6 protein-coding genes are annotated in these 12,056 nt (G+C 62.7%); 2 read left to right on the plus strand and 4 right to left on the minus strand.

Features of this window, described 5'->3' with window-relative positions; genetic code table 11:
- Positions 1-31: 31 nt before the first annotated feature.
- The 3 genes from ACF8O8_RS15085 to ACF8O8_RS15095 form a co-directional block, all read right to left on the minus strand.
- The gene (locus tag ACF8O8_RS15085) at positions 32-1,708 is read right to left on the minus strand and encodes an MFS transporter (protein WP_064490777.1); all 1,677 of its coding nucleotides are present in this window, start codon (positions 1,706-1,708) and stop codon (positions 32-34) included.
- A 261-nt stretch (positions 1,709-1,969) separates the two neighbouring features.
- Entirely contained in the window at positions 1,970-2,389 is a 420-nt protein-coding gene (locus ACF8O8_RS15090) for a VOC family protein (RefSeq protein WP_003250810.1), read from the minus strand.
- A gap of 75 nt (positions 2,390-2,464) precedes the next feature.
- Positions 2,465-3,391 (minus strand): alpha/beta fold hydrolase, encoded by a 927-nt coding sequence (locus ACF8O8_RS15095; protein WP_010953494.1) that lies wholly within the window; start codon positions 3,389-3,391, stop codon positions 2,465-2,467.
- A gap of 182 nt (positions 3,392-3,573) precedes the next feature.
- Here ACF8O8_RS15095 and ACF8O8_RS15100 point away from each other — a divergent pair, with 182 nt between their 5' ends.
- Positions 3,574-8,463: an NEL-type E3 ubiquitin ligase domain-containing protein gene (locus tag ACF8O8_RS15100; RefSeq protein WP_392509914.1), complete on the plus strand. Its 4,890-nt coding sequence runs from the start codon at positions 3,574-3,576 to the stop codon at positions 8,461-8,463.
- Positions 8,464-8,469: 6 nt separating this feature from the next.
- On the opposite strand, the gene ACF8O8_RS15105 is transcribed toward ACF8O8_RS15100, so the two are convergent.
- On the minus strand, positions 8,470-10,974 hold the full coding sequence (locus ACF8O8_RS15105; RefSeq protein WP_350297679.1) for a UvrD-helicase domain-containing protein: 2,505 nt from the start codon (positions 10,972-10,974) through the stop codon (positions 8,470-8,472).
- Positions 10,975-11,159: 185 nt separating this feature from the next.
- Here ACF8O8_RS15105 and ACF8O8_RS15110 point away from each other — a divergent pair, with 185 nt between their 5' ends.
- On the plus strand, positions 11,160-11,858 hold the full coding sequence (locus ACF8O8_RS15110; protein WP_010953491.1) for a pirin family protein: 699 nt from the start codon (positions 11,160-11,162) through the stop codon (positions 11,856-11,858).
- Positions 11,859-12,056 lie beyond the last annotated feature (198 nt).

Below are 12,056 nucleotides of genomic sequence, written 5' to 3' on the forward strand. Positions count from 1 at the left end.
GCGAAGGGGCCGGCACAGGCAAACTCGACCTTCAGGTGTGAGTGATATCCCGATCCTTGGTCTCCGGCAGGAAGAAGATCCCCAGCACCGCTGTCATCACGGCAATCACGATCGGGTACCACAAGCCGTAATAGATATCCCCGGTCGCTGCCACCATGGCAAACGCCACGGTCGGCAGGAAGCCGCCGAACCAGCCATTCCCGATGTGGTAAGGCAGCGACATCGAGGTGTAGCGGATGCGCGCCGGGAACAGCTCCACCAGCCAAGCGGCAATCGGCCCGTAGACCATGGTCACGTAGATCACCAGAATGGTCAGCAGCAACAGCACCATCGGGTAGTGGATCTTCGCCGGGTCGGCCTTTTCCGGGTAGCCCGCCTCTTTCAATGCACCACTCAGGGTTGCGGTAAACGCTTCGCTTTGCACCTTGAAGTCGGCCGCCGCCAGGCTGCTGCCATCAAAGCTCGGCAATACCCGTTCGCCAATGCGGATCTGTGCCACGCTGCCGGGCTCCGCCGCTTCATTGGTATAGGGGATGGCGCGCTTGGCCAGCAGGCTCTTGGCAATGTCGCAGGAGCTGGTGAATTTGGCCTTGCCCACCGGGTCGAACTGGAATGCACATTGGCCCGGGTCGGCCACCACCACAACCGGGTTCTGCTCCTGGGCAACGAATACATCCGGGTTGCCGTACTCGGTCAGTGCCTTGAAGATCGGGAAGTAGGTCAGCGCGGCGATGATGCAGCCGGCCATGATGATTTTCTTGCGGCCAATCCGGTCGGACAGGCTGCCGAAGAAAATGAAGAATGGTGTGCCGATCAACAGTGAACCGGCAATCAGCAGGTTGGCGGTCTGCGCCTCGATCTTGAGCGTCTGCAACAGGAAGAACAACGCGTAGAACTGCCCGGTGTACCACACCACGGCCTGGCCGGCGGTGCCGCCGAGCAGCGACATGATCACCACCTTGAGGTTGTCCCAGCGGGCGAACGATTCGGTCAGGGGCGCCTTGGATGCCTTGCCCTCGGCCTTCATCTTCATGAACACCGGCGACTCGTTCAGCTGCAGGCGGATGTACACCGAAATCGCCAGCAGCAGAATCGACAGCAGGAACGGTATCCGCCAGCCCCAGGCCTCGAACGCTTCCGTCCCCATGGCCGTGCGACAGGCCATGATCACCAGCAGCGACAGGAACAGCCCCAGGGTGGCAGTCGTCTGGATCCAGGCAGTGAAAAAGCCGCGGCGGCCCTTGGGCGCATGCTCGGCCACGTAGGTGGCCGCGCCGCCGTACTCACCGCCCAGCGCCAGCCCCTGCAGCAAGCGCAGGGTGATCAGGATGATCGGCGCGGCCACACCGATCGTGGCGTAGCCCGGTAGCAGCCCCACCACTGCGGTGGACAGGCCCATGATGACAATGGTGATGAGGAAGGTGTACTTGCGCCCGATCATGTCGCCCAGGCGACCGAACACGATGGCGCCGAACGGTCGGACGGCAAAGCCGGCGGCAAAGGCCAGCAAGGCAAAGATGAACGAGGTGGTTTCATTGACGCCAGCGAAGAAGTGCCTGGCGATAATCGCGGCGAGTGAGCCGTACAGGTAGAAGTCGTACCACTCGAATACCGTGCCCAGGGACGAGGCGAAGATGACCTTGCGCTCCTCCTTGGTGATACCGCGTTGGGGCGCGCTGCCCGTGGATGTGCTGTCGAGAACCGCCATGGGTTGCCTCCGTCATGTTGTCATGCAGGCCGGAGCACCTCACACTCACTTCACCGTCGCACCCAGGCCCTGGCGCTTGCTTTGGTTGCGCGAAGCACGACGAGGCGGGCCGCCTCGGATCGCAGCAAGGTTCATGAAGCATAATCGGGATTGGCTGGATATCCACCCGCCGGGCCCTGCACGAGAGGGCGGCCTGTACGACACGCAGCACCGGGGTGCCGGGCGATAGCGGGTTGGCTGACGATTTTGGCGGGGGCGGTTTCACCCGCCAGGCACTACCGGCCCCTTCAACTCGACCTGATTACCATCCGGGTCGTAGCAGTACAGCGAAAGCCCCTCCCCTTCGGCACCATAACGCTTCTCGGCAGGCTCCACCTTTACCCCGGCGGCTTCCAGATAGGCCGTCAACGCGGCCTCGTCGAACGGCTCGATGCGCAGGCAGAAATGGTGCAGGTTGCGCCCTTCCACGCCCGGTGCAGCTCCGCCTGGCTGCCCCAGCGGGCCATCCAGGGTTACCAGGTCGATCATCGCCGTGCCCGTGGCCAGGTGCACCATGCCCAGGTCTTCGCGCACGCGGCTGACGGTGCAGCCAAGCAGTTCGGTGTAAAAGGCAACACTGCGCGGCAGGTCGCTGACCCGCAACACCAGGTGGTCGATGTGCTTGATGGTGAAAGGCCGCATGCCGGGCTCCCTGTGGCGTGTTTGTGAATACGTTCGCCACCATAGCCCAGGTTCACCCGGCGTGACCAGAATCAGCTACTCGTTCACCAAGCGTTGCAGTACGCCCCCTTCATGGCGCGTCAGGATACGCAGCAACTGGTCGACCAGCGCCCGGTCCGGCGCATCCAGGTGGAAGTGGTGCCCACCTGGGTGCCAGGAGACTTTCGCCTGGCTGGGCAAGGCGGCCTGACGCCGGGTAAAGGCCTCGCCGGTGAAGGCCCCCTGGCGGCCGAACAGCAGGTACAACGGGCAGCGGATCTGGCTGAGCAGGTCGCAGGCTTCGCGCTCGGTCAGTGGCATGGGTTCGGGCAATACCAGTCGCGGGTCGTGGCGCCAGCAATAGCCATCGTCCAGCTGTAGCAGGTCGCGCAGCGCCAGCAGCCGAGCGGCACCTTCCGACAGTTCGGTGTCCAGCCGCTCGCGGCGTTGCGCCAGGGCGTTGTCCAGGTCGTCGAAGCGACCAACATCCGGCTCGGCAAAACCCGGCAACTGGCTGCGCTGTACCATGCGCTTGAGCCGGTAGGCCCGCGCCAGGTGCTGCACCCGGTCATCCTCGGCCACCGTGAACGGTGCCCCCATGCCGTCGAGGAAGGTCATGCTGGCAATGCCACTGGTCATGGCCGCCAGCAGCGATGCTATACCGGTGCCCATCCCATGGGCCAGCACATGAAATTGCGCCAGGCCCAGGCTGTCGGTTACCGCCAGCATGTCTTCGGCATGCTCCCACAGGTAATAGCCGCTGTCGTGGCGACGATGGCCAGAACGGCCATGGCCGATCAGGTCGGGGGCCACCACGAAGCAGCCGTCCAGCATCGGTGCCAGGCGCTCGAACGAGGCAGCGTTATCCAGCCAGCCATGCAAGGCCAATATGGGAATACCGTCTTCTGCCCCCCAGGTGCGAACCGCTATTTCAACGCCATCGAGGTCTAGCAGGTGATCTTTCGGACTGCACAGCGAACGCATTGCAATTCTCCTTGGCTGAAGCCTGCACCATGACCTGCCTCACCCTCTCGCAGATGCTCCCTCGCTGCCAGCCCCCCACCGACCCGCGCATACGCAGGACCGACCGCGGCCAACAACTATCTACCGCACCCCGGCGCCTTGATCAGCGTGGACTATCTCCCCCCACAAAAGAGATGGTGACCATGACAACCCCGACACCGTTGCATCAAAACCAGATAACACGCTCATTACCGAAATGGAGCAAGGCGCTCCATCCGACGCATACGCGCAAGGTGGTGCAGAGCCTGTACAAGGAATATCTCGATGAAGATGGCAGCCCTTACGCGTGGTATGCCACTGCCGATGAGCCAACGCGTGAGCAGTTGCACAACGCATTGCAAACCCGTAACAAACGGCTGGCGCAAGTCAAACAGGCGCTAGGCGAGTTCAAGGACATCATCGCGTTCTGCGGCCCACTGTTGACCGAGCGGTTGAAGCTGAATGTACCCGTAGACAGAGCGCAGTATGTCTTCCAGCCCTTTGAGTCAGAGGCCAACATCTGGGTTGGCGTTCCCGATGTGGAAACGCCTTTGGTCCCGGACGTGGAAGCGGATGTGCTGGCCACCCGCCCCGTAGGCCAGCCGCAAACACGCAGTTTGCTGGAGGCTGCCCTGCACAACTTCGAGGGGCTGGACGAAGTCGGTCCTTACAGCAGGCTCACCAACGCCGCTGGCAGCGACACGCCCCTGGCAGGCCTGACGATGGCGGACTTCGTCAGGCATTGTCGGGCGCTGGACCTTGGCAAACGTTATCAAGACCATCTGCTTGCAACCCATGAAGGCGCCAATCGCGCTGAAATCCAGCGCCTGTCGATTGCAGCGAACCGTGAGGCCTTGAGGGTCCAGGCATTGATCGCCAGGCTCAAAGGCCTGCTGAGCGAGGCCGGGCTCGATGCGCTTGCGCAGCTGTGCGACGGCAGCCCTCACCCCACCTATGACAACGAGGCGTTGCATTGCTGGAACTTCAACCTCTTCGATGTCCCCGTCCACGAAGTACTGTTCATCGGGCCAGACAACCCTTACCGCACTAACCCCTGCATTGTGTATGTCCCTGGCGACAGCGAGCACCCGGTAAGGGAGTTCGCTTCTCGTCAGGAAGCGGGCAAGCACCTGCGCAGCCGGCTATTGCAAAGCGAGTTTCGCCGCGCCTTGGTGCATTTCGCCTACAAGGACAGGCAAAAAGAACTTGCCGTTAAGCTGGAAATTGCGCTGTTCGAAGAGGATGAAGCGGGCATACGCAAACCCCGCATCATGCCAGTGATCCCTTTCACGCTCTCGCCAATCCGAACCGACCCTTGGACGAACCTATACAACGCACACCTTGCGCGCATGAAGGCCGACGCAAAAACCATTGCAGTCCCTACCGCCGAAGTCGACGCCAACGCCCGCAATGAGCGTCTGAAGTACTGGTTCGACCTGGGGATGAACGTGCTGAATGTCGCCGCGTTCTTCGTGCCGGGGTTGAACACGGTCATGCTAGGCGTTTTTGCATACGACCTGATGAGCTCTGTTTTCACCGGGTTCGAGGCCTGGGAAGAAGGTGATACCCGGCAGGCACTGGCGCAGCTGGAATCATTGGCCATCAACGCGGGCGTGATTGCCGGCTTTGCAGTGGGCACCAGGATCGTCCAGGCGTCTGGCTTTGTCGATGCACTGAAAAGTGTATGGCATGAAGACAAGGAAGTGCTTTGGCACCCCGACATGAAACCCTATGCGAGCACGGCGGCTATTCCTGAGGGGGCTCAACCCGATTTGCTCGGCCATGTGCACGTCGACGGAAAGACCTACCTGAAGCTGGATGGGACCCTGTACGAGGTGTTTCTGGGCGTTGATCAGCAATGGCGCGTGCGCCACCCCGAGGATGCGCAGGCCTATGCCCCACGCTTGCTGCATCATGGTAACGCCCGCTGGCAACTGGCCCATGAACAGCCTCTGGAATGGGAACGTGAACAGCTTGCGCGCCGCCTCGGCAGCCATAGCGCAGGCCTGGACGACAGCGAACTGGACCATGCCATGCGCACTACCGGTACCGATCCAGACGTGCTGCGCCGTGCCCAGGCAGCGGGCCTGCCTCCACCCGCTTTGTTGATCGACACGCTGCAGCGGTTGCAACTGGACAATCAGACACAACAGATCATCAACTGCGTACGCCATGGGTTGCCGCTGGCTGCGTACAAGAACTTTGCCTTGCCTGAGTTGCTGCGCCTGCCGGGGTGGCCCGAGGGGAACGTGCTGAAGGTTTACCAAGGGCCAGAACCCTGGGGCGAATCGTTGCGCTACGGCCCCCCTCACACGCTGGGCCAGACAGAAATCGAAATTACCCGTACCGACCTGGACAATGGCCAGTTGAGCCAAACCGTGCTGGATCAGATGGATGAAGAAGCCATTGAGCAGTTGCTCGGTGACACACCCACCGAGCACCGATCATCAGCACTGAACAACAAACTCGCGCAACACCTGGAACAGCATCGCGAGGCGCTGTTCGAGAGCCTGCAACAAAGACGCCGTCCCACACACCCACCCACTGCACAAACCCTCGCCCGGCAGTTTCCCGGGCTGCCGGACAGCGCGCTTGAAGAGTTGCTTGCCAACATCAGCAACGCCGAACGGGAACGTCTGACAAACGGACGAGTGCCGCTTCGCATTGCCGAGGAAGCACGCCTTCTGCAAGCTCGAGCGCGGCTTGATCGTGCCCTCCTCGGCCTGTTCAGGCCCAGCCTGGCCAACGACGACAGTCTACGCATCAAGCAGGCGCTGCAAGCCGCGCACCCGCAGGCTGAACCGGCCCGGTTGCTGCAACTCGCCCTAGGTGATCGCCAGCACTGCGCCTCACTGCTTGGCCAACAGCCCATCAACCCCAGGTTCCGCTCCCCTTTGCGATTGGCCAACGGCCGGCTGGGCTATCCCCTGAGCGGCCGAGGCCTGCAAGGACGCGCCTTGCCGGCTGCACGTCGACTCCGGGCGCTCTACCCCGAACTCAGCAGCGAGCAAATCACCGGGCTACAAGCCGAACTGGCTCGAGGAGGCGACCTGGGTAGCGCGATCAACCAGCTGGAGGTCGAGCAGCGTACTCTCAACCGAGATCTCAACCGTTGGGTAAGCACCGCCCGCACCCTTGAAGAGCGCTTTGATCGCCAGCAATGCACCGAGCGACTGATGAGCGCTTCCCGCCGTGAAGGTGGCGCGCAAGCCGAAACACTGGTACTGGACCGTATGCAGCTCGAAGCGCTACCCGCTTTCACTGCACGCATGCCGCATATTCGCAATCTCAGGCTCGAGGGGCTGCAGATGCGGCGCCTGGAGGGCAGCTTCCTGACGAACTTCCCTAACCTGGAAACCCTGGAAATCGTCGGCAACCCGGACATCGATGCAGAAACACTGTTCGAGGCGCTGAGGTCGGCACCGCGGCTACGCGAGCTGGGCCTGACAGACAATGGCCTGACCACCCTTTCACCCACCGCCCAACAGGCCATCGGGGCAATGCCCGGCTTGCGACTCCTGTGGCTCAGTCGCAACCGGCTGCAACTCGACACCACCAGTTTGGGCTTCCTGACGCGCCTGCCCCTGGATGCCCTCGGCCTGGCCCACAATCAAATCACCCTCGACGAAAGCCTTGCCGCCCAGTTTCAGGACATGATCCACCCCGTACTACTGCACTTGTCAGGTAACCCACTGCAACTGGCACCCGACCTGCGCTTCATGGCCCGTCTTGTCCACCTGGAGCTTGAGCGTTGCGAACTGCAGCAGTGGCCCGACAGCCTGACCGTCCTGATGAGCCAGCCCCAGTACCAACTGCGCTATCTGAACCTTTCGTCCAACCGCATTCGTACCCTGCCAGACTTGCCTGGTGTGCTGCGTACCCCGTTTGCCCGCGATGTCGCCGCGCACTTGCCGGAGCGCCGCTGGCTGTTCAACTACAACACCCTGGAAGCCCAGACACGTGCACGCCTGGGCAGCAGCGGCGTCAACGTCTTCGAGCACGCAGAAGACGTGCCACTGTGGCAAGGCGTTTTCCGTGGCGAGGCGAGCAATGCCGAGGAGCAGCTGTGGAGCGATCTGTTCGACCAAGGTGAAAACGCAGCGCTGCTGGGCGTACTCGAACGTCTTGCCCAGTCGGCAGAAGCGCAGCGTGATGGCGAGGCCCTGAGGACGCGCGTCTGGAAGCTGCTGGATGACGCTGCCCACGACACCGTGCTGCGTGAGCGCCTCGCCACCGTGGCCGGCGACTTCCCGCCAACCTGTGGCGACGCGGGTGCCGACGCGTTCAGTGCCTTGGAGATAGAAGTGCTGGCCCACGAAGCTGCAGCCGTCGCCGGCAGTCGGCCGGCTGATCTACTGAGCCTGTATGGCAAGTTGTATCGACGCAGTCAGGTCAATCAACTGGCCGATCGCATCAGCTGGAGAAGGTCCTTGCGCAAACAGGCGCTGCTCGACGGGGCCTTCGATGAAAACCTCCCCCCCTACGATGAGCTCGACGACCCCTCAGCCTTTCCGGACAGCGAACTTCAAACGGGGCTGGTGGACGATGTGGAGGTACGTTTGGCCTTGCGCCAGTCGTTGGCCAGCGCGCTGGACTACCCCGAGCCGAGCCGAGGCATGCTGTACCGCAATACGGCCAGAATCAACGACACAATCATCGAAATGGTGAAAGCTGCGGTCCTTTCCCTGGACAGGGATGCCATCGCTCGGGAGCAATGGTTGACCCAGCAGCCGGGCTGGGTCGAGTACTTGAAACGAGAGCATGCGGCCCAGTTCAGCCTGATCACCGACTTTTGGCGGCCAGGCCTTGATTACCTCTATTACTGCCTGGATGAAACCGCCGAGCCGGTGACATCCCTGGACAGCTCGGTGCGACGAGCCTTGGCCAGGGTCATGCCTGAAAGCCCGGTGGATGCTGACGGCAGGCTACGTCGCGTAGTGCTCAACGAGCAGCAGTATCGCCAGGGCGTTGACGCGCTGACTGCCGAGCAGCAGCAGGTTGAAACCGGTCTGCTGATCAGCCTCACCCGCCAGACGCAAACAATCGGCCGCTGACCCCACTCACTGCCCGCGCAGGTCTTCGAAGAAGGCCTGCTTGCCGTCCACCTGGCTGGACGCCCGTGGGGCCGCTGCGGCGTCACCATTGGCGGCCTCCACGTGCCAATAGCAGTGCTGTACTGCACGGGTCACCGCCACGTAGGCCAAGCGCTGCACTTCTTCCTTCTGTGCCGTATCGAACGGTTGGGCATCACCTGCCTTGCCCAGCCCGGCCTGGCGGTATACCTGGTTCTTGTAGGGTGAGCTGGTCAGGTACTGGCAGTCACCCAGCATGAACACCGCATCGGCCTGCAAACCCTTGGCACTGTGATAGGTCAGCTGGCGCAGCCGGCGCTGTTCGGCCGGTAGCGCCGCCTCGGCGTGCAGCACGCTTTGCAGGTGCTCGTTCATCAAGGCCCGGTCACTGCCCTTGCGGTACAGCATCATGACCGTCTCACCCCGCTGGTAGTGCTCGACAAGCGTTTCGCCCAACGCAGCCTCGTCACGGTCGAACACCTTGACCGGCGAGCCGGGCAACTCGGCCGCCGGGCCACTGGCGCGGGCTTTCTTGCCGGCAATCGCCGGGGTGCCCTTGACCAGGTGCTCGGCCGCATCGATCACCTGTTGCTGGCAGCGGTAGTTGTCGACCAGCATCACCCGCGTGTTGGCCGGCGACGGGAACGCCTTGGTGAACTCCATGAAATACTTGGGCGAACTGCCACGCCAGCCGTAGATCGATTGCCAGTCGTCACCCACGCACAGCAACGACGAATGCTGGGCATGGCGCCCGGTGTGCATGGCCGGGCCGCGGCGCCGTATTTCAGCGAGGCAGGCACGCAACCAGCTGACGATCTGCGGCGACACGTCCTGGAACTCGTCGATCATCAGGTGCGCCAGCGGCCGCAGCAACGGATCGGGCAGTAAGTGCAGGTTTTCTGGGTTGTTCTCGCCAAACAGGGCGAACATGCGGTTGTAGCTCATCACCGGCGGCGACTGATCCAGCAGGTGCGCTTCCAGGGCCTTCCAGTACAGCGCCAGGGCCTCGAAGAACAGTGCATCGCTATCGCCGGACGGGAAGCTCATCGCCGCCACCGCATTGTTCACCTCCAACCCAAGGTTTTCGATGAAATTGGCGGCACTGACGAACGCATCCAGCAGCGGCGCCGGGGCCAGTTCGCCCTTGACCTTGTACTCGAAGCCAGGACCGGCCACGGCATCGCCCGCCAACGATGCCGCCAGGCGCCTGGCCATGGCGTAGTTGTCGAGCCAGATCAGCGGCCTGTCGCAGAACGCCTGCAACAGTGTGCGCTTGACCGCCCACTCGGCACGCACGGTCAGCTTGGCGCCGGGGCGCTGGTATTGCGCGCTTTGTGCGGGGTCGAAGCCCAGCACCACCAAAGGCCCCTGGCCTTCCAGGCGGCCATGCACATGGAAGCGGCTGCCACGGATGTCGACCGTTTCGCGGCAGGGCTCGATGCCCTTGATCGGCCAGACGCCGGCGGCAAACCACAGGTCCTCGATCACGTCGCACAGTTCTTCGTCGCGCTGGGCGGCCAATTGGGTCACCTGTGCGCGCTTCTGCACATCGGGGTTGTTCGGGTCCAGCGGTTTCAGTTGCAAGGCTTCGCTGCGCAACTGGCCGACCAGCTCGGCAAAACGCGGGCTCTCGCCCAGCAAGCTGCTGTAGCACTGGTTCAGCTGCTGGCGCTGGGCATCGTTCAGGCGCAGGTCGAACGGGTTGCTGTCGGCCTCGGCCTCACGCCCCGCAGGCATCTCGTGGCCCAGTGTTTCAAATGCACGCACCTGGCCGAAGCCCGGCAGGCTGCGCACCAGCGGCAGGATGCGCGAATGGAACGTGCGCACCAGCTCGCGGGCCTGCACAGGCTGCAGGTTGATCTGCCACAGGGCGAACACCTGCAGCAGGCGCTTGATGAAGTCCTTGCGCGATTCGCGGGTGAAGGTGACCACGGTCATCGCATCCAGCTCGTAACCCAGGTAATGACGCAGCAGCAGGATACGCAGCACCAGCGACGTGGACTTGCCTGCCCCGGCGCCTGCCACCACGCAGGTAGATGGGGTGTCGCTGAAGATCAGCTTCCATTGCGCGGCACTGGGCTGGGCTTCGGCAGGCAGGCGCTGGGCGACATCGGCCTTGAAGCGCTTCTTCAACTCGGCCGTCAACGGCAGGCGCCAGTCGTCGAACAAGTTGTCATCCTGGCCTGGCACGGCGGCGCTGTCGGGGCGCGTATCGCGGATCACCAGCACTTGGCGCCCCGCTTCAAAGCCCTCCACCCGACCACGCTCGAACCCCTCACGCACACCATCGGCATGGCCAGTGCGCTGGCCTGTGGCGTGGCCGAGGAACCACGAGTCGCGGTGCTGGGCTTGCAGGCGGGTCAGGCCACGCCCCAGCAGGCGGGCGGCCAGGCGGCGAAACCAGGGCAACTGGGCAGGAGGGGTAAGGTCGGCGGGGGCCAGGGGTTGCTCGTGGGCCACGGTCACTCCGTTGAAAATCAAAACAGCAGGCATGTTCGCCGCATCGACGAAAAATCGCCAGCGAATGCTTGCAGATCAGTGGATTAGGCGATGAAGCGAATAAAACGCCGCAGCAAAAACATCTATTAAACAGATTGTTTTAAGCCGATATTTACGCTTATTTTCGATGTTTCTTTAGCGCATCATGACGTCATTCCACTGATTCAAGGAGCACGACCATGCTGCAACTGCGACCCTTCGAAAGCCTCGGCCACGCCAACCATGGCTGGCTCGATGCCCACCACCATTTCTCGTTTGCCGAGTACTACGACCCGGCACGCATGCACTGGGGTAACCTGCGGGTTTGGAACGACGACCTGATCGCAGCCGGCAGCGGCTTCCCGCCGCACCCGCACCGCGACATGGAAATCATCACGTATGTGCGTGAAGGCGCGATCAGCCACCAGGACAGCCTGGGCAACAAGGGCCGTACCGAAGCCGGTGATGTTCAGGTCATGAGCGCCGGTACCGGCATCGTGCACAGCGAGTACAACCTGGAAGATATCGACACACGTATTTTCCAGATCTGGATCGTGCCGGAGCGCACCGGTGAAGCACCGCAGTGGGGTAGCCGGCCGTTCCCCAAAGGCGAGCGCGGTGAGGGCTTCGTGACCTTGGCCAGCGGCCGCGCGGGTGACGAGGACAGCCTGCAGATCCGTACCGATGCCCGCCTGGTGGCTGCCACCCTGCGAGCCGGTGAAACCGCCGAGTACCGCTTCGATGCCGAACGCCGGGGTTACCTGGTGCCGGCCAAGGGGCTGGTGGAGATCAACGGATTGCGGGCCAAGGCGCGCGATGGCGTGGCGATCGAGCAGGAAGCGGTGCTGCGGGTGACCGCCATCGAGGACAGCGAGATCGTGCTCGTGGATGTGGCCTGAAAATCAGGCCTGTGACAATCCATGTCGCAGCGCAAGGCGGCTCCCATGGAACAACCGCTAACCCGTATGGTTAGCAGGGTTTTATGGGGGCACGCTTGCGGCCCTGGACCTGCCCGGCTATCGCAAGGCAGCCTTCAAATATTGGCGCCATCAGCCAGCCTGCACTAGCGTTGTGCTACCAGCCAGCCCAACGTTCCT

Origin of the sequence: Pseudomonas sp. TYF_14 (assembly GCF_043105275.1) — a bacterium.
GTDB lineage: Bacteria > Pseudomonadota > Gammaproteobacteria > Pseudomonadales > Pseudomonadaceae > Aquipseudomonas > Aquipseudomonas alloputida.

Excerpts from the sequence above, each read along its gene's own strand:
- ACF8O8_RS15100 (WP_392509914.1), top strand. The coding sequence starts at position 3,574 with ATGACAACCCCGACACCGTTGCATCAAAACCAGATAACACGCTCATTA.
- ACF8O8_RS15085 (WP_064490777.1), bottom strand. The coding sequence starts at position 1,708 with ATGGCGGTTCTCGACAGCACATCCACGGGCAGCGCGCCCCAACGCGGT.
- ACF8O8_RS15090 (WP_003250810.1), bottom strand. The coding sequence starts at position 2,389 with ATGCGGCCTTTCACCATCAAGCACATCGACCACCTGGTGTTGCGGGTC.
- ACF8O8_RS15095 (WP_010953494.1), bottom strand. The coding sequence starts at position 3,391 with ATGCGTTCGCTGTGCAGTCCGAAAGATCACCTGCTAGACCTCGATGGC.
- ACF8O8_RS15105 (WP_350297679.1), bottom strand. The coding sequence starts at position 10,974 with ATGCCTGCTGTTTTGATTTTCAACGGAGTGACCGTGGCCCACGAGCAA.
- ACF8O8_RS15110 (WP_010953491.1), top strand. The coding sequence starts at position 11,160 with ATGCTGCAACTGCGACCCTTCGAAAGCCTCGGCCACGCCAACCATGGC.